This window comes from Glycomyces tritici, from assembly GCF_030403505.1.
The window spans coordinates 949,183-965,679 of record NZ_JAUEMJ010000002.1; the positions used below are offsets into that span (position 1 = coordinate 949,183).

General features: G+C 67.6%; 18 protein-coding genes, 1 tRNA gene and 1 pseudogene. 10 read left to right on the forward strand and 10 right to left on the reverse strand.

The window, feature by feature from the left end:
- Window position 1 precedes the first annotated feature (1 nt).
- On the reverse strand, window positions 2-889 hold the full coding sequence (locus QWI33_RS09630) for a LysR family transcriptional regulator (RefSeq protein WP_289957032.1): 888 nt from the start codon (window positions 887-889) through the stop codon (window positions 2-4).
- An 86-nt stretch (window positions 890-975) separates the two neighbouring features.
- Between QWI33_RS09630 and QWI33_RS09635 the strand changes: the two genes are divergently transcribed.
- The 6 genes and pseudogenes from QWI33_RS09635 (at window position 976) to QWI33_RS09655 (ending at window position 5,295) form a co-directional block, all read left to right on the forward strand.
- Complete coding sequence (locus tag QWI33_RS09635; protein WP_289957033.1) at window positions 976-1,431, forward strand: hypothetical protein; 456 nt, start codon at window positions 976-978, stop codon at window positions 1,429-1,431.
- A complete protein-coding gene (locus tag QWI33_RS09640; protein ID WP_289957034.1) occupies window positions 1,424-3,013 on the forward strand; it encodes a multicopper oxidase family protein in 1,590 nt (529 codons plus the stop codon). Before QWI33_RS09635 ends, QWI33_RS09640 begins: the two co-directional genes overlap by 8 nt.
- Window positions 3,014-3,210: 197 nt before the next feature.
- Window positions 3,211-3,457 (forward strand): annotated as a pseudogene (locus tag QWI33_RS29340) (hypothetical protein); the annotation flags it as partial.
- 138 nt (window positions 3,458-3,595) lie between these two features.
- The gene (locus QWI33_RS09645) at window positions 3,596-3,940 is read left to right on the forward strand and encodes a peptidase inhibitor family I36 protein (protein WP_289957035.1); all 345 of its coding nucleotides are present in this window, start codon (window positions 3,596-3,598) and stop codon (window positions 3,938-3,940) included.
- Between the two features lie 184 nt (window positions 3,941-4,124).
- A complete protein-coding gene (locus QWI33_RS09650) occupies window positions 4,125-4,556 on the forward strand; it encodes a hypothetical protein (RefSeq protein ID WP_289957036.1) in 432 nt (143 codons plus the stop codon).
- 229 nt (window positions 4,557-4,785) lie between these two features.
- The gene (locus QWI33_RS09655; protein WP_289957037.1) at window positions 4,786-5,295 is read left to right on the forward strand and encodes a hypothetical protein; all 510 of its coding nucleotides are present in this window, start codon (window positions 4,786-4,788) and stop codon (window positions 5,293-5,295) included.
- A gap of 92 nt (window positions 5,296-5,387) precedes the next feature.
- On the opposite strand, the gene QWI33_RS09660 is transcribed toward QWI33_RS09655, so the two are convergent.
- Together QWI33_RS09660 and QWI33_RS09665 are read right to left on the reverse strand one after the other, a co-directional pair.
- The gene (locus QWI33_RS09660) at window positions 5,388-5,918 is read right to left on the reverse strand and encodes an SMI1/KNR4 family protein (RefSeq protein ID WP_289957038.1); all 531 of its coding nucleotides are present in this window, start codon (window positions 5,916-5,918) and stop codon (window positions 5,388-5,390) included.
- Between the two features lie 119 nt (window positions 5,919-6,037).
- Window positions 6,038-6,619, reverse strand: coding sequence for a hypothetical protein (locus QWI33_RS09665; protein WP_289957039.1), 582 nt, complete (start codon window positions 6,617-6,619; stop codon window positions 6,038-6,040).
- A 432-nt stretch (window positions 6,620-7,051) separates the two neighbouring features.
- On the opposite strand from QWI33_RS09665, the gene QWI33_RS09670 reads away from it, so the two are divergent.
- Window positions 7,052-7,255: a recombinase family protein gene (locus tag QWI33_RS09670; protein WP_289957209.1), complete on the forward strand. Its 204-nt coding sequence runs from the start codon at window positions 7,052-7,054 to the stop codon at window positions 7,253-7,255.
- A 357-nt stretch (window positions 7,256-7,612) separates the two neighbouring features.
- Here QWI33_RS09670 and QWI33_RS09675 read toward each other — a convergent pair.
- A tRNA-Gln gene (locus QWI33_RS09675) sits at window positions 7,613-7,687 on the reverse strand.
- Window positions 7,688-7,956: 269 nt separating this feature from the next.
- On the opposite strand from QWI33_RS09675, the gene QWI33_RS09680 reads away from it, so the two are divergent.
- Both QWI33_RS09680 and QWI33_RS09685 read left to right on the forward strand, forming a co-directional pair.
- Window positions 7,957-8,469 (forward strand): SigE family RNA polymerase sigma factor, encoded by a 513-nt coding sequence (locus tag QWI33_RS09680; protein WP_270115790.1) that lies wholly within the window; start codon window positions 7,957-7,959, stop codon window positions 8,467-8,469.
- Window positions 8,470-8,488: 19 nt separating this feature from the next.
- Window positions 8,489-10,096 carry a hypothetical protein gene (locus QWI33_RS09685; RefSeq protein ID WP_289957040.1) on the forward strand — a complete coding sequence of 536 codons (1,608 nt, stop codon included), beginning with the start codon at window positions 8,489-8,491 and terminating at the stop codon, window positions 10,094-10,096.
- A 167-nt stretch (window positions 10,097-10,263) separates the two neighbouring features.
- Here QWI33_RS09685 and thpD read toward each other — a convergent pair whose 3' ends face one another.
- The 6 genes from thpD to QWI33_RS09715 all read right to left on the reverse strand — a co-directional run bounded on the left by thpD (window position 10,264) and on the right by QWI33_RS09715 (window position 15,224).
- The gene (gene thpD, locus QWI33_RS09690; protein ID WP_289957041.1) at window positions 10,264-11,148 is read right to left on the reverse strand and encodes an ectoine hydroxylase; all 885 of its coding nucleotides are present in this window, start codon (window positions 11,146-11,148) and stop codon (window positions 10,264-10,266) included.
- 55 nt (window positions 11,149-11,203) lie between these two features.
- Window positions 11,204-11,617, reverse strand: coding sequence for an ectoine synthase (locus QWI33_RS09695; RefSeq protein WP_289957042.1), 414 nt, complete (start codon window positions 11,615-11,617; stop codon window positions 11,204-11,206).
- Entirely contained in the window at window positions 11,614-12,903 is a 1,290-nt protein-coding gene (gene ectB / locus QWI33_RS09700) for a diaminobutyrate--2-oxoglutarate transaminase (RefSeq protein ID WP_289957043.1), read from the reverse strand. Before ectB ends, QWI33_RS09695 begins: the two co-directional genes overlap by 4 nt.
- Before the next feature lie 117 nt (window positions 12,904-13,020).
- The gene (gene ectA, locus QWI33_RS09705) at window positions 13,021-13,614 is read right to left on the reverse strand and encodes a diaminobutyrate acetyltransferase (protein ID WP_289957044.1); all 594 of its coding nucleotides are present in this window, start codon (window positions 13,612-13,614) and stop codon (window positions 13,021-13,023) included.
- Between the two features lie 75 nt (window positions 13,615-13,689).
- A complete protein-coding gene (locus QWI33_RS09710) occupies window positions 13,690-14,637 on the reverse strand; it encodes a nucleoside triphosphate pyrophosphohydrolase (RefSeq protein ID WP_289957045.1) in 948 nt (315 codons plus the stop codon).
- Complete coding sequence (locus QWI33_RS09715) at window positions 14,634-15,224, reverse strand: hypothetical protein (RefSeq protein WP_289957046.1); 591 nt, start codon at window positions 15,222-15,224, stop codon at window positions 14,634-14,636. Before QWI33_RS09715 ends, QWI33_RS09710 begins: the two co-directional genes overlap by 4 nt.
- A gap of 372 nt (window positions 15,225-15,596) precedes the next feature.
- Here QWI33_RS09715 and QWI33_RS09720 point away from each other — a divergent pair, with 372 nt between their 5' ends.
- Window positions 15,597-16,493 carry a hypothetical protein gene (locus QWI33_RS09720; protein WP_289957047.1) on the forward strand — a complete coding sequence of 299 codons (897 nt, stop codon included), beginning with the start codon at window positions 15,597-15,599 and terminating at the stop codon, window positions 16,491-16,493.
- The last annotated feature ends 4 nt before the right edge of the window (window positions 16,494-16,497 follow it).

The window sequence follows — 16,497 nt, forward strand, 5'->3', positions numbered from 1 at the left end:
CCTACCCGGCGAGGCGCTGATCCCAGTCCCATGCCGAGATCTGCGCGCGCATGAGGCGCGCCGCGGCCGGGAGCCGTTCGTCGCTCGCCCAGTGCAGGCTGAGCGTGCGGTTGCAGTGCGGGTGGTCGATGCCCACCCAGGCCACGCCCGGCTCGGGCATCGCGAAACGGGCGATCTGCGGGAAGATGCTCAATCCCAGACCGGCGCTGACCAGCATGTACGTGGCGGCGGGCTCGTCGATCTCGCACACGATGCGCGGCTCCAGGTTGCGGTCGGCGAAGAGCCAGTCGAGCAGGCGCCGCTGCCACTGGCCGGGCCGGGTGATCACGAACGGTTCCGCCGCGAGGTCCTCGATGGTCACCCGCGGTTCGGCGGCGAGCCGGTGGCCCTGCGGCGCGGCCAGCCAGACCTGGTCGACGTGCACCACCGCGGACGTGATGCGCGGGGCGCTCACCGGCTGCGACGCCAGGCAGAGGTCGACCTCGTTGGCGCGCAGGGCCTGCTCCATCTCGTGCGGCGCCATCTGGTGCAGCCGCACCTCCACCTCGGGATGCGCGGCCGTGAACGCGGCGATCGGACCGGTGAGCGGCAGGAACGTCTCCGACGCGAGCCGCACGCTGCCTGGGCCGCCGCTCACGACCTCCGCGACCGCGCGGCGACCGGCCTCGAGCTCACCGAGCGCGCGTTCGACGTAGTCGCGGAAGACCGCGCCGGTCGCGTTGAGCCGCAGGCGACCCGCGCGGTCGAACAGCGGCGCGCCGAGCTCGGCCTCCAAGCGGGCGATGGTGCGGCTGAGCGCGGGCTGGGCGACCCGGAGCTCCGCCGCGGCCCGGCTGAGGTGCTCCTCACGTGCGACTGCGAGGAACTGGTGCAGGGCGTTCAGGTCCATTGACGTCCTTTCATGCCATCGGCGTTATAACACCATAGCGATATTGGTCTTTGCCGACTTAACCGCGAGGTCATATCTTCGAGCGCGTGAAACGACAAGCGACCCTCGACGACGCCAAGGCCGGCGCCCCGCCCGAGCCCCGTGCGCGCACTGCTGCCAGCGGCTGGGTGCTGCGCGGGGCGGCGACCCTCCTCCTCATCGGCGGCTTCGGCCAGCCCGCGTTCGCCGGCGTGTACCTGAGCGGCGACTTCGACGGGCTCGCCTGGCATGTGGTCGGGGCGGACCTGGTGTCCTACATCAGCCTCGTGCAGCTCGGCGCGGCCGTCGCGGTCTGGGTCCGGGTGCGCCGGGCCTGGCCGTTCTGGGCCACGCTCGCGCTCACCCTCGGCATCGCCGTGCAGTACTTCGCGGGGGTGGACGGGGCGCTCTGGCTCCACCTGCCTCTCGGCGTGGCGCTCATCGCCGGTATCGCCATCACGTTCGCGGCACTATGGCTGCGCCCGCTGCCCCGCCGCTCGAAGGAGGCGCGGACCGATGCCTGAACCCGCGCTGCCCGAACGCCCTGTCTCGCGGCGCCGCCTGCTCGGCATCGGCACCGGTCTCGGCGCCGTCGCAGTCGGCGGACTGGCCCTCTCGGCCGCATGGGCCCGCCGCCCCGCCGCCACCGGGGACCAACTGGTGAGCGAAGTACCGCTGCCACAAGCGTTCTCGGTACCGCTGCCGATCCCCGCGGTCCTCGCGCCGGTGGCGTCCACCGCTGAGGGCGACCGGTACGAGATGGTGCAGACCGAGACCGAAGCCGAGATCATCCCCGGCCACTCGACTCGACTATGGACGTACAACGGCACGTTCCCCGGACCCACCATCGAATCCCGGCGCGGCCGGCATGTCACCGTGGCGCACCGCAACGAACTCCCGGTGCCCACCGTGGTGCACCTCCACGGCGGGCGCACCCCGGCCGCCTCCGACGGCTACCCGACCGACCTCGTCCTCCCCGACGGCTGGACCGACACCGCCTCGCACCACCACGGCATGGCCGACGACCTCGCCGTCGTCACCAATGTGGAGCGCGAGTACGGCTTCCCGCTCGACCAGCGCGCGACCATGCTCTGGTACCACGACCACCGCATGGACTTCACCGCCCCGGCGATCTGGCGCGGGCTCGCCGGAATCCACTTCGTGCGCGACGACGTCGAAGACGCCCTGGACCTGCCCCGCGGCGACCGCGAACTCCCGCTGATGATCGCCGATCGCGCCTTCGACGCGGACGGGCAGCTCACCTACCCGTCCCTCGACCCGACCCTGACCGGCGAGATCGGCGTCGAAGAGCCCTACACGGCGGGCGTCCTCGGCGACGTGATCCTCGTGAACGGCGCGCCCTGGCCCGTGCACGAGGTCGACACCGGGCTGTACCGACTGCGGGTCCTCAACGCCTCCAATGCGAGGCACTACGAACTCGAAGCCACCACTGAGGACGGACGGCGGCTGCCGCTCGTCCAGATCGGCGCCGACCAGGGCCTCCTGGCCGCCCCGGTCCGCCACGAGCGCCTGCCGATCGCGCCCGCCGAACGCTACGACCTCCTCATCGACTTCAGCGGCCTGCCGGTCGGGGCGAACGTGCGCCTCGCGAACCGTCTCGGTTCGGGCCGCACCGCCGACGTCATGCAGTTCCACGTGGTCCGCGAGGGCACGAGCACCCCGATCCCCGAGACGCTCGCCGACGACCTGCCGGAATGGGACCGCTCGGAGGCGGTCGCGGTGCGCGACATGGCGTTCCGCGCCGGCCGCGTGAACGGCCGCCACGGCTGGGTCATCGACGGACTGCCGTTCGACCCGAACCGCACCGATGTGACGACCCGCCTCGGCGACATCGAGGTCTGGCGCCTCATCGCCGACGTGCACCACCCCGTCCACCTCCACCTCGTCGGCTTCCGCGTCCTCTCCCGCGGCACCGGTGGACCACTCCCCCAGGACGCGGGCCTCAAGGACACGATCGCCCTGCGCCCGGGCGAGTCCGCCGAGATCATCACCCGCTTCGACGGCTACAAGGGCCGGTACCTCTTCCACTGCCATACCGCCGAGCACGAGGACATGGGCATGATGGCCAACCTCGAAGTGACCTAGCGGGGCCCGGGCAGGCGGGCCCGCAGCTTCGCCAGGGCGCGGAGAAGGGCGTCGCGGTTCTTCGCTGAATTGATCCAGGCCGGGTGATGGTGCCGTTGCCGGGTCCGGTCTCGCGGACGCCGGCGGCGCCCTGCACTCGCCCAGTGGGTGGCGGGCGGCCTCATCCAGCCCACCGGCCGCGGCCTTCCACGCGGTGAATCCGCACCGACCCCGACGCCTACGAGCTCATGCGGGGCATCGGCGACCTCTGCATCGGCGACGGCGCCGACCCCGCGCTATGAGGCCGACGAGATGGTCGAACTGCAGGTCACGGGGTGCGAGTGCCAGACTGACGTGGTCCCGGTCCCGGTCCCGGTCGCGGCCGAGGACGGGCATCACACCCGTGCCATTCCGGCCCGGCCGAACTGTCGGGTACCCGACACTATCCGCTCTCGCCACGCCTGAATCCCGAGTCCTCGGCCCCCGGAAGAGTGAACTCGATCCCAGAAATGGTGACTGTCCGTATGTTTTTCATGACCGCAAGTAGCGGCTCAACGGACAGATGCCCCGCCGTCTCGGCGGGTTCGAAAGGAGCACCACATCATGCGCAAGCGCATCATGGCAAGTGTCGCCGCAGGTTTCATCATGGCCGCCGCCCTCGCCGCGCCGGCCTCCGCCGGCTGGGGCCACGACCACCACGACGGTCCGCACGACTGCCCCCGTCACGCGGTCTGCTTCTGGGAGAAGCCCCACTTCCACGGCGACATGTCGGTGAAGTGGAACAACGACCACCACTGCCACAAGGCGCCTGACCACCGGATCGGCTCGGTCGTCAACAATTCCCACAGCAAGGTCAAGCTCTACAAGGACAAGCACTGCGACGACCTGACCGAGGTCGTCTACGCCCACGACTGGGACAAGCACGTGCACGCGAAGAGCTGGAAGTAGTAGCCGCTCTTCTCCGCCGTTCAGGGCCCCGCTTCGCATGAAGCGGGGCCCTGAAGCTGCTTGAGGCAAAACAAAAGGTGGAGGCCATCCTCCTTCGCGCTGTTGAACGCGGCGCGCTCTGACCCTTCTCCCCCGCGGAACCACCGGGTGGACGGTAGCTCCGCACCCCAGACTTCCTCCTGAATTGAAGGTCATCGTGCAGCCTGTCGCTGCCGACCTCGACGAGATAGTTCTGGACTTGAACGATCGGCGATATGCTCTCATCCGCTCCAAGGCGAACAAGCATGCGCTCACGGAGGCGGCGGTCCAGTTCGGTGCGCGCGTCAGTGCTGCATGGGTGGGGGTTCGTGCACTGGAAGCGCATGGTTCCCAGGAATGGCTGCCTCGCCACACCAAACAGTTGGAAGATCCCGAACCTTTGCGGTACTTCGCGCTCGGATGCGTGGCTGCGTCGGCCAGTGGCGGTGCGACCTGCCTCTACGGCGGCCGGATCGCTGCCCGTGCTCCGCTGAAGTCGCGACCTGAGCCGGCTCAAGTCCGCATGGCGTACTCGACCAAGTGGCGGCCGACGTCCGAGGCTCATCCCAGATCGTCGAAGATCCACGGCATAGGCTGACCCTGCGGTTTCGATCCGCAATTGAGGCCAATGCACCTTGACGATCTTGCGCGCAGTCGCTTCCGACGAGAGGTTTCCCTCTCTCCTGAACTGGCTGAAGCACAATGATGACGTGCGTCAACTGGGGTCGGCGCCTGTCTCACGGTGGCTCATCGCTGGGGTATCTCACACAGGCTGATCACCTCTGAAATCGGTGGCGGCACCGGTCCTCCCCGGCGAGGATGGGAGGGTGGAAACTCTGCGCCGTGCAATCGAGGACTACCTCTACGAACTCGATGCCAACCTCGACCTGAGCATGGTTGCTGCTCACGCGTTGACTCGCGGAATCGACTCCCCGGCGTTGGCAGAGTTGGCGGGGCTATCAAGGGACACCCTCTACGAGATCCGTGAACTTGTGCCAACGGTGGTCGAGGAGCTTTCGATCGATGTCGGGTCCCTTCCCGAAGCAGTTTTCAGGAAGGCCGGGGAGGCAGCACGTGACTACCTCGCAGGCGACCTTGGGTTCAGGCCGGCGGTGCGCCGAGTAACCGAGCTGATGTTCAATCGCGACTACCTTGATTTCGATGATCGTCCCGACGTTGGTATCGACCAGTTCGACGATCTCTGGCTCCTCAACGAGTGGATCTTCGCCGTCGACATCGGGTACGAACGCGACGGTGTGTACTACTTCGAGACGAGCACTGACGCGGAAATGTACTTCAAGACGGTCGCCAGCGCGCTTGCTACACAGAGAACATGACGCGGCGATCTCGCACAGCCCATCGGCCACAAGGTGTCTGGGGAACTCGTCCAAGCATGCGCTGGATGGAGACCTTGAGAGCCGGGTTGCGGTCAGCCAGCTGCCACCTCGGGGTCATCGGCCGGCCAACCCTTGGGCATGCCCGGAATCGTGAAGTCTTTGCGGTAGAGCGCGGCAAGGAAATCAACGACGCCTATCGCATACTCCGACCAGTCGCCGTTCTCACCCGAGACCACGACCGACCAGTCGTCGGGGGACTCCGACCAGGTTCGCCAGAAAAAGTAGTCTCCTACATTTGACGACGCCCAGCGCAATAGTCCACCAGGCTCAGGAAACGGAACATACCCTGCGGCGTAACCCTCATTGCGCCAGTCATCGAGGATCTCGGCGGCTCGCCGATGAGCCGTGACGAAAGACGACTCCTCCCCAGGCTTGGGCAATCCGAGGTAAAGAAAATCCTCCAACACCAGCGCTGGATAAGCCTCCGCCAAAGCGCGGAAGTCGGAGGGAAGCTCCACCCCTAGTTCCTCGCGCAGCACCTCCCAACGCACCCCACGTGGCTCGGCAACACGAAACTGCACCATTGCAGGAATCGCGGACTCCAGTCTCATGATCGCGGACATGGCGTCTCCTTCGAAGTGCTGTTCATGATCGGCTGCCCGTGACATCCGTCCCTCGTGTCAGCTGTCGTAGACATGTTCTCCTCACCTGTCACACGAACCTCGCCAACCGAGACATGCTTTTAGCGTGCCGGTGGGATGTTCTCTGGCAGCCGCGCCCGCAGCTTGGCCAGCGCGCGGAGCAGGTCTTCGCGGTTCTTGCCGGACTTGATCCAGGCTGGGAGCCTGCTCGCGATGGTCCTGTTAAACGGGCTCACGTCCCGCACTCCGGCGGCGACGTAGGCTTCCAGGAAGCTCAGGTGCTGATCGTTCAACGCCCACAGCGACTTGCCGCGAAAATCTGTCTCGAGCCAGAGCTGTGCCCACTGATTCCGCTTCGGAGCCGCCCACGGGCGGTTAGCGGCTGGTTCCTTGGCCCAGCCGCAGCCTCGACAACGCAGTCGCTGCAGCCGCAGGTCGGATCTGTAGGTGCCGACATAGCGGTTGCACTCAGGGCACATGACAATCTGGGGTGGCTCCACCGGCTTGGCCTTGGGCTCTCGCCGAAGCCTGTCCGTGAACGCGCATGACCCGCAAGTCAAGTGGCGCTGCCGGCGAATCGCCATATCGTCGCATCGCGGGCAGTGCACCAGCGCGTAGTCGAAGCCTCCCATGTACTTGACAGGCTGATCCGCCTCGACGAACTTCGTCAGGTTGCGTCCCATGCGGCTGTCTCCCTTCGTATGCGGCTGAGCGAGCGTAGCGATCGAGTCGAGCTCCTGTCACCTCGGTTTCTGTTCGCGGCCAGAGACGCTTGACCTTGTGTGGATAACTGGGCAAACCGCAAAATTGTTAGGTCCAGGTCATATCGATCGATCGCGGCGAGAGATCCCGCTTGATCGTTCTTTTGCTGTTTGCCGAAGGTGCCGTTCTTGGTGTCCTCCTCAGAATCTCCCCTGCTCCGGAGTCGGAAATTTCGCGTGGCTCGACGTTGCGATGAAGTAGGTCTACCTTGCCGTTGACCTGCCGTTTTGCCCTGGTGAGGCGGTGAGCCCTGTGAGTGGCAGACAGCTTCGCGCGCGAAGCGTGTCGTGCTCTATCTGCGGGTGTCCTCGCAGGGGCAGGTGGAGACGGATTACGACCCCTAGGGGAACTCGATTCCAGCGCAGCGGAAAGCATGCCAGCGCCGGGCCGAGGAGCTTGGGATGGAGGTTGCGGCCGAGTACGTCGAGCCGGGGAAGTCCGGCATGACGGTTGACGGGCGCCCAAAGTTCCTGGAGATGATGGCGCGCGTGAGCGACTGGAGCAGGATCAGCTCTTGGAGCTGGTCGGTGACCCTGACCAGCCGCAAGCTCGGCTGAACGAGAAGGTTCGGGACCTCCGGGATCAGCTCGCTCGGATCAGCGAGCGGCTTGAGCGGGTCGGGAGCGCTGGGCTGGAGACCGCCAGACGGCCGGTGGACCTCGTATTGGAGTTGCTGGAGGATCCTCGGCGGTTCCTGGAGGTGCTGCCGGAGGCGCACCATCGGGCGGTCCACACCGGGTTCTTCGGGCGGCTCTTCGTCACGGTCGCCGGCGGGGATCGGGTGCCTCGGGTTATGGATAACCAAGTCACTGAGCTGCTGGAGCCGATGGTTCGGCGGCGCGGAGTCGCACGGGAGCTGAACAGGGCAAAACAAAAGGCCCGCAAGGCGGGCCTGATGACTCTTGCTGAAATTATGGCTGGGGTACCTGGACTCGAACCAAGAACAACGGAACCAGAAACCGCCGTGTTGCCAATTACACCATACCCCAATGGTGTCTTAGCGCCTCAAATCTGCAGGCGCCGACGAGAGACAACTGTACCGGATGCGCCCGCGGCCCTACAAACGGGTTCCTGTGACGGGGGCAACGCGTCGGTGCGAGTGCGAGTGGCCGCGCGTCGAGCGCGCCGCGTGCCGGGCGGATCTCGTGCGTGCGGGGCAACCGCCGAGACCGCCAGGGCGTACTAGGCGTGTCGGACCACGCCGAATCCACCACACCGCGGCCGGTCCGACCCCTACCCGTCACCTGAAAGAGGCCCCGTGAAGACCGAGGAGCAACAAGAGGCCGAGTTCCGATCCTTCGCCATCGCCCAGCGCGACAGCCTGCGCAGGTACGCGTACCTGCTCTGCGGGGACTGGTTCGAGGCCGACGACATCGTGCAGAAGGCGCTCACCAAGATGTTCGCGGCATGGCGGCGCATCGAGCCGGGCGGCGCTTCGGCGTACGTCCGCAAGATCGTCACCAATGTGTACATCTCCCATCGGCGCCTCGCCTGGGTCCGCCGCGAGCGGACCAGTCCCGAACTGCCCGTTCAGGAAATCGACCGTCCACAAGAGGCCGTGGATGTGCGGATGGAGCTGGAGGCGGCACTGAACCTGCTGCCCGCCAGGCAACGCGCGACGCTCGTACTCCGCTATTGGGAGCAACTGTCCGTAGAAGAGACCGCGACCGCCATGAGCTGTTCGACGGGAACCGTGAAGAGCCAGTCCGCCAAGGGCCTGCGCAAGCTGAAAGAGCTCCTCAACGACTCCCGCGTCCTGGCCCGGGTCTAGCGGAAGGAAGCGAATAGCGATGAACCTGCAAGACGACCCAGGTGCGGTGTTCCGCACCGTCATGCCCGAAGCCCCACCGCCGCCCCGGCAGCTCGACCTCGACCAGGTCGTGCGCGACGGCTACCGCGCCCGCCGCCGCCACCGCGCCGCCATCGGCGGAGCGGCGACCACCGGCGTCGCCGCCGTCGCCGCCGTGCTCGCCCTGACCGTAGTCGGACTACCGGGCGCCGAACCCGACCCGGCCGAGGACCCCACCGGCGCAGCGAACGGCGCGCCCCCGGAAGAGCAGGTCGTCGAAGACCCCGAAATGGCGGGCTATCCCTACGACTACGCCTGGGAGTACTCGGAAGACCCCATCACGAACGCGATCGTCTCCTCCCCGGAGGCCGAGCAGATCGGCGACGATGCCGCCGAGGCCTTCGGGCAGCTCCTGGCCGACGCCGGCATGTGGGACGACCCGGTGAACACGTTCGACACCGGCGATTGCGAGTTCGCCGCGGAAATGGGCGAGAACGTCGACGACTGCGAAGACGTCGAGACCGGCCTCCATGTCGATGCGCTCCAGCGCCCCGGCAACTACGGCCAGACCTACCTGCGCAGCTACACGGGCAGCGAAGCCGAGGAGCTCGGCGAACAGCTCTGGAACATGTTCAGCCTGGAAGTGCTGCTGCCGGGCGGCTGGACCGCCGAGCCGGGCCCGATCACCGACCAGCTCTTCCCGCAGCACCTGATCAGCGACGGCCCGTACTACTCCGCCGTGACCCCCGAGTTCACGACCACCGAGCTCGACGACGGCCGCACCCTCATGGTCGCCGACCACGGCTGCGCGTACGACGTCGCCGTGGTCTACCCCGGCGGGACCGGTCTGCGGGTCTCGTGGGACGCCGGCTGCGCCAGTGGCGACACCTTCTACCCGGTCGACCTGCCGGACCTGACCGATGCGGCGCTGGCGATGCCGGAGTACGAGTTCGACACGAGCGCGCTGACCACCGTCGACGAGCTCATGGAGATCCCGATGGGCTGGGTCGACGACGCCGACTGGGAGTACAGCGAACGGGCCGTCGACGACGCCGCCACGACCATCGAAGCGGCTGACGCCGCCCTACAGGAGGTCTACCCGGACGCCACGGTCGAGGGCGGCTCGGCCCGCACCCTGGGCATCACTGGGCGGGGCCTGGTGACCAACCGCAGCTACCACGGTTCGGGGACGCTCCCGATCGAGACCACGGTCGACGGGACGCCCAGCCTCGTGGGCTTCGAGATGCGCTACTACCTGCCCGGCGGGTGGGTTCCCGGCATCAACCAGTTCCTCGACAGAGGACCGTACATCGCCGGCTGCGTCGAGGGGGCCACGTGCACCGGCCCCTGGGAGGACCCGAACGGCACGTCCTGGACCTCCGAGGAGGAGACGACGACCTACGAGCCCGGGCCCGGTGAGGACTGGGAGGCGACCACGGAACACACGCTCCAGGTCACGATGTTCCACCCGGACGGCTGGGCCGCGAGCATCTGGGTGAGCTGGACCGACGACGCCCCGATCGACGCCGACATGCTCGGTGAGATCCTGCGCGCGATGCCGGCGCCGGCCTACGACGCGGAGGACGTGCCGACCGTCCCGGCCGGGTAGGCCTGCTCATTCTCGTCCCCTTTGAAGAACAGAGGCGCGGGCCCGACTCCTCGAGTCGGGCCCGCCCTCGAGTCGGGCCCGCGCCTTCCCCCGTCGCGGCGGCCGCTGCGTGGCCGCCCGGTTCCGGAGCGCCCGGTTCAGATCACACTCACCGCGAACGGTGCCGGCTACAAGACCTGCCAGTCGCGTGAGCCGAGGTACTCCGGCCGGTGCTTCTCGGCCGCGAACGGCGCTTCCAGGGCGTTCTCGACGCTGTTGAACACGATGAACAGGTTCGAGCGCGGGAACGGCGTGATGTTCCCGTTCGAGCCGTGCATGCAGTTCGAGTCGAACCAGATCGCCGAGCCGGCCGGGCCGGTGAACTGGTGGATGCCGTGCTTGTCGGCGAGCATCCGCAGCGAGCCGTGGTCGGGCGTGCCGACCTCCTGCTTGACCAGCGAGGCCTTGTGGTTGTCCTCGGGGGTCGCGCCGACGCACGAGACGAACGTCTGGTGCGAGCCCGGCATGATCATCAGCGAGCCGTTGAAGTGGTAGTTCTCGGTCAGCGCCAGGGAGAGGCTGACCGCGCGCATGCGCGGCATCCCGTCCTCGGCGTGCCAGGTCTCGAAGTCCGAGTGCCACTCGAACGGGGCGCCGCCGAAGCCGGGCTTGTAGTTGACGCGGCTCTGGTGCACGTACACGTCCGAGCCCAGGATCTGGCGGGCGATCCCGGCGATCCGCTCGTCGCGGATGAGCGCGGCGAAGTGCTCCGAGAGGCGGTGCACGTCGAAGACCGAGCGGATCTCGGCGGTGCTGCGCTCGCGGATCACGCGCTCGTCGCCGTCGAGGGCCGGGTCCTGCAGGAGCTGGTTCAATTCGGTCTGGGCCGCGGCGAGCTCGGCGGGTTCGAGCAGTTCCTCGATGGCGGTGAAGCCGTCGAGTTCGTGCGTGTCGAGCTGCGCCTCGGTGAGCGGCCCGTCGCCGGGGGCGCCCCACACGGCGGGGTCCTCGGTGCGGTAGACCAGGCGCGGTTCCTTGAAGCGCCGGGTCGGGTAGAGGTCGGTGGACTGCATCGTCGTTCGCTCCTCACTGCGCCGCAGGGCATGCGGCGCCGGATCGGCTGGTCGGCTAGTCGTCTTCGGTCAGCAGGGGGTAGGTGCCGTCGGCGTCGTGCACCTCGCGGCCGGTGACCGGCGGGTTGAACACGCACACGCAGCGCAGGTCCTGCTCGACGTCGAGCGTGTGCCGCTCGCCCCCGTTGAGCAGGTACATCGTTCCCGGCGCCAGCGCGTGCACGTCGCCGGTCTCCAGGTCGCGGAGCTTGCCTGCGCCTTCGATGACGTACACGGCCTCGACGTGGTTGGCGTACCGCATCGTGGTGGAGGTCCCGGCGAACAGGACCGTGTCGTGCAGGGAGAAGCCGACGCCGTCGCGGGCCAGCAGGAGGCGCCGCGAACGCCATGTGCCGGTGGCCTGGTCGCGGTCGCCGCCTTCGACATCGGCGTCGGTGCCGATGAGGTCTTCGAGTCTTCTGACGATCATGCGGTCACCTCTCCGAGCGTGCCGTCGGCGGCGGCTTCCTTCTCGACCGTCGCGACGGCTTCGCGGACGATGGCGACGCCCTCTTCGAAGTCGGCGCGGGTGGTGGTGAGCGGCGGGAGGAACTTGACCACTTCGTCCTCGGCGCCCGAGGTCTCCATGAGCAGGCCGTTCGCGAAGGCCTCGTGGCAGACCTGGCCGGCGTGCGCGGGGTTCTCGAAGACCATGCCGCGGGCGAGGCCGCGGCCGCGGGTGGTGATGCCGAGTTCGGGGTGGCTGGCGGCGATGTCGGCGAGCTCGGCGTCGAGCCAGGCGCCGTCGCTGTCGACGCCGGCGGTGAAGTCGTCATTGCGCCAGAAGGTCTCGAGCGCGGCGGTGGCGGTGACGAACGCGGGCGCGAACCCGCGGAAGGTCCCGTTGTGCTCCCCCGGCTCCCACACGTCGAGGTGCGGTTTCATGAGGGTGAGCGCGAACGGCAGGCCCATGCCGGACAGGGACTTCGAGAGGGTCACGATGTCCGGGTAGATCCCGGCCCGCTCGAACGAGAAGAACGGTCCCGTTCGGCCGCATCCCATCTGGATGTCGTCGACGATGAACAGCATGTCGTGCTCGCGGCACACGTCCTGGAGGCCGCGCAGCCATTCGTCGGTGGCGACGTTGATGCCGCCCTCGCCCTGCACGGTCTCGACGATGACCGCCGCGGGCTGGTCGAGGCCGGAGCCCGAGTCCTCCAGGAGGCTGCGGAGCCACAGGAAGTCCGGGGTCTGGCCGTCCATGTAGTTGTCGTAGGGCATGGTCGCGGCGTTGTTGAGCGGGACGCCCGCGCCGCCGCGCTTCATGGAGTTCCCGGTGACCGCGAGGGCCCCGAGCGTCATGCCGTGGAAGCCGTTCGTGAAGGACACGACGGTCTCGCGGCCGGTGTACTTGCGCGCCAGCTTGAGCGCGGCCTCGACGGCGTTGTTCCCGGCCGGGCCGGGGAACTGGACCTTGTAGTCGAGGTTCCTGGGCGCGAGTACGACGTCGCGGAAGGTCTCCAGGAACGAGCGCTTGGCGCCCGAGTACGTGTCGAGGGTGTGGACGACGTTGTCCTCGGTCAGGTAGGCCAGCAGGGCCTCTTTGAGCACTGGGTGGTTGTGCCCGTAGTTGAGCGATCCCGCACCGGCGAAGAAGTCGATGTACGACCTTCCCTGCTCGTCGGCGATGCGGCTGCCCTTGGCGGTGGTGAACACCGTGGGCCAGTTGCGGCAGTAGGAGCGGACTTCTGATTCGACCTGTTCGAAAACCTGCATGATCTCTTCTTCGTCTGCCTGTTGGCTGTTCTCCGCTTCCCGGCTGCGCTGCTTGGGGCGCACGCCGGGCGCATACCCGGGCTGGCACGTCTGGTCGACGCCCGGGTAGGGCTTGGCTCAGTCCGGCAGCGGGCCGTCGAGCGTCCGCGCCGGGCCCGCGAGGGGCCCGATGCGGTGGAGCACTTCCGGCTCGTGGCCGGAGCCGAGCTCACGCTCAGAGAACAGCACGTCGCGCGTCAGGTCCGCGCCGTTCGCCTCCGCGAACGACTCGAACAGGCGCATCGACGCTTTGTTGTCCGGAGTCACCGTCGTCTCGACGAAGCGGACTCCGTTGGAGCGCATGCGAAGGACCGCGTGGTCCAGCATGGTCCGCGCCAGTCCCCGGCGGCGGAAGCCGGGTGCGACCGCGACCTGCCAGACGAAGTACACGTCCGGCGCTTCGGGTCTGCGGTAGCCGGTGATGAAACCCGCGATCACACCCTGCGGGTCGCGGGCGACGACGCTGGTGGCCGCGAAGTCGCGGCACCACAGCAGGTAGGCGTACCTGCTGTTGACGTCGAGGTTGCCCGCTTCGCGGGCGAGGTTCCACAGGTCGGTCCCCTCGGCGGGGGTGGGCGAGCCGAAGCTCAGGTCCCCGCTGGGATCGATCGTTGCCTTGACCTGGGTGGCCGGGCCCTGCGGGCCTCTGTCACTTGCGTCACCGGATGGCATGCGCTCGACCGTAGCAAAGAAAGCCACGATTGTTAAGGCCAACAGAACGATATTGTGAAGTTCAGGTTTGAAGATCTAGTGTTCGATCGACTCCGCGACGTGCCCCTGCGGATCGAGGCGCTCGAGCCCCGCCCGCTCGGTGATCGACTTGCGCAGCGCCAGCTCGGGATCGACCCCGGCGGCCCGCGCGGCGGCCACGGCGGCGAGCAGGAAGTCGCCCACGTCCTCGGCCTCGAGCTTGAGGCCCTCGGGCAGTTCCGGCAGGTCCAGCTCCTCACCCTGGTCGTGGAAGCGCTCGATGACCTTGGCGGCCAAGGAGAGCGAGGGCAACTGGCGGGAGACGCCGTCGGCCGGGTGGTCGCGGTGCGGCTTCTCGGCGGCCTTCGCCTCGTTCCAGTGCTGGTAGAGGTCGTCCGGGTCGGCGTCGCCCCACACGTGCGGGTGGCGGCGGATGATCTTGTCGACCAGGTCGCCCGCGACGTCGTCGATGTCGAAGTCCTCGGCCAGCGAGGCGTGCAGGAGCGGCTGGAACAGCAGGTCGCCGAGCTCCTCGCGCAGCTCGTCGGGGTCGCCGCCACTGATGGCGTCCAGGACCTCGTACGACTCCTCGAGCAGGTACGGGCCGAGCGTCTCGTGCGTCTGCTCGTGGTGCCACGGGCAGCCGTCCTCGGCGTGCAGCCGCGCCACGGCCTCGACCAGGTCGAGCAGGCGCGCGCCGGGCGGATCCCAAGAGCCGTAGACGATCTCGAGCTCGATCTCACCGCCCGCCACGTACTCGGCGAGGGCCTCGCGCAGCTCCTCGTCGCCGTCCTCGCCGACGATCCAGACCCCGCCGGTCTCGATGAACTCGGCGGCGTCCTCCACGAGCTCCACGTCGATCCCGGCGTCGCGCACGGCCTCGACGGTGGGGCTCTCGAAGAACGCGGCCACGGCCTCGGCCTCGTGCAGGGCGTCCCAGGCCTCGACGGTGAGCAGGCCCGCGGGAATGCGCGGGGAGGTCAGGAGCCAGGTGATGTCGCTCAACGCTGCGGCACCTCGACCTCGAACACGCCCACGAGCGGGCTGATGTCGAGCGCGCCGTAGCGCGGGTTCACGGCGATGTCGTACTCGGCGATGTACCCGTTCAGGTCGTCGGCGAACCCGGCCTGCTGCTCGCCCCACAACTGCACGACCTCCTGGAGGACCGCGGGGTCGGACTGCGCGGCCATGTTGAACTCCGCCAGCTGCTGGTCGGTGAGCTGCTGCGCGGAGAGCCAGCCCTCCACGGCACGCTGCAGCAGGTTCTGGTCGTTCCCGACCGCGGCGTTCAGGGCCTCGGACTCGGCCTCGGTCATCGCACGCGGCTCGGCGGCCGAGGCGATCTCGTCGTAGTACGCGGCGGCTTCGATGTACCGGGCCTCGAAGTCGTCCGCCGCATCGTTCGTGTCAGGGGCCTCCAGGCCCATCGCCTCGCCGAGCTCGGAGAAGAGCACGATGAACGCGGCCTTCTGGCGGCTGTCCCCGTAGCTGACGTCGGCGAGCGTCGCGCCCTGCTCGAAGTACGAGTCCATCTCGGCGTCCACGTACCCGTCGAGCGTGGCCTCCGTGACGCGCTGGTCCCCCACGAACATCGCGGCCCCTTGCTCGCTCCCGCAGGCCCCCAACGCCAAGAGCCCGACCGACGCCACCACGACAATCCTGAGTATGCGCACTGCACTTCCCTTCCACTCGAATGCCCCTGTGACCTTAGCCTCACCGATGATTCCTCCACAATCCCCCCACCCGAGTCACAGGCGGCAGGCGGGAGCGGGCTTCAGCGTCCGCCGCGGGCCTCGGGGTTCGACAGCGATCATCTCGCTGTCATGGTTCACTGCCCGTGATCGAGGCACCCTCGATATTGATGGCGCGTAATACGATAGGAGGTCCCTCCGCTACGAGAGTGAGCGAGCTTGAGCACCCCCGAACCCACTCGTCGGCGTCTGCCAATGCCGAGCAGAACCACGTTGTTCATCGTGATCGCGGCGGTGCTCATCCTTGTCATGGTGGTCACCGCCGTCATCGGGGCGCTCGGTCAGGATAGGCGACAACCAGAGGCGGCCGAGTCGAGCGCGCCAGATGCCGCATCCGCAGCCGAGAGCCCGACAGCGGACACGGATGTCCTGCTGGCGACGATCACACGGCTCGGTGACGGCGACGAATCGCGGATCTTCGTGTTCGACGAACACTCGTCGGACGACGCGGACGCGATTCTCGAAAGCGACCTCCCGTACTACGGCAACACTCCCGAATTCGTCGGCGACCTGCTGTCCGCGGGCGCATACCTCTCAGGGACCATGAGTGTCTTCTTCACGCTGCAGACCGACCTTGCCCAGCAAGTGACCGTCACAGGCATCCGAGCCGAGATCATCGAGGAACTGGAGCCGATCACGGGCGGCACGTTCATTGAACCCATGCCAGGCGGCGGGGACCCGATCGACCAAATGCATCTGCTGCTCAACGCCCCGGTTCAGGGTCCGTACTTGCTCGATGAGAATACGGGGAATCGGACCGACCGGGCGTTCTTCGAGGAGCAGGTCATCAATGTCGCACCCGGAGACAAGCAAGCAGTCATGGTCAAGATCAGTCTTGACGACGAATCGGCAGGTGGCGCTTACGAGTACCGGCTGGTCGTGGACTACGAGGTAGACGGTGAGTTCGGCTCGGTGACGATCGACAATGACGGCACGCCGTTCCGCATGACCTCGTTCTCATGCGAGCAGGACCGCTTCTTCGGCCAGCCGGATTCTTCTTGGGGTGAAGGAGATCCAGGCTACGTGGAGATGTCCGACGCGATCGCGTGCCAGCTGATCGAACCGCCTTCCGCGCTTGACAACGCGGGCGGCGCCAAACGCGCGAGGTAACCGT

Bases quoted from the DNA above. Each gene is read 5' to 3' on its own strand.
- QWI33_RS09660 (WP_289957038.1), bottom strand. From the start codon at position 5,918: ATGTCCGCGATCATGAGACTGGAGTCCGCGATTCCTGCAATGGTGCAG.
- QWI33_RS09640 (WP_289957034.1), top strand. From the start codon at position 1,424: ATGCCTGAACCCGCGCTGCCCGAACGCCCTGTCTCGCGGCGCCGCCTG.
- QWI33_RS09695 (WP_289957042.1), bottom strand. From the start codon at position 11,617: ATGATCGTCAGAAGACTCGAAGACCTCATCGGCACCGACGCCGATGTC.
- QWI33_RS09715 (WP_289957046.1), bottom strand. From the start codon at position 15,224: ATGTTCGTGGGGGACCAGCGCGTCACGGAGGCCACGCTCGACGGGTAC.
- QWI33_RS09630 (WP_289957032.1), bottom strand. From the start codon at position 889: ATGGACCTGAACGCCCTGCACCAGTTCCTCGCAGTCGCACGTGAGGAG.
- QWI33_RS09685 (WP_289957040.1), top strand. From the start codon at position 8,489: ATGAACCTGCAAGACGACCCAGGTGCGGTGTTCCGCACCGTCATGCCC.
- thpD (WP_289957041.1), bottom strand. From the start codon at position 11,148: ATGCAGTCCACCGACCTCTACCCGACCCGGCGCTTCAAGGAACCGCGC.
- QWI33_RS09665 (WP_289957039.1), bottom strand. From the start codon at position 6,619: ATGGGACGCAACCTGACGAAGTTCGTCGAGGCGGATCAGCCTGTCAAG.
- ectB (WP_289957043.1), bottom strand. From the start codon at position 12,903: ATGCAGGTTTTCGAACAGGTCGAATCAGAAGTCCGCTCCTACTGCCGC.
- QWI33_RS09645 (WP_289957035.1), top strand. From the start codon at position 3,596: ATGCGCAAGCGCATCATGGCAAGTGTCGCCGCAGGTTTCATCATGGCC.
- ectA (WP_289957044.1), bottom strand. From the start codon at position 13,614: ATGCCATCCGGTGACGCAAGTGACAGAGGCCCGCAGGGCCCGGCCACC.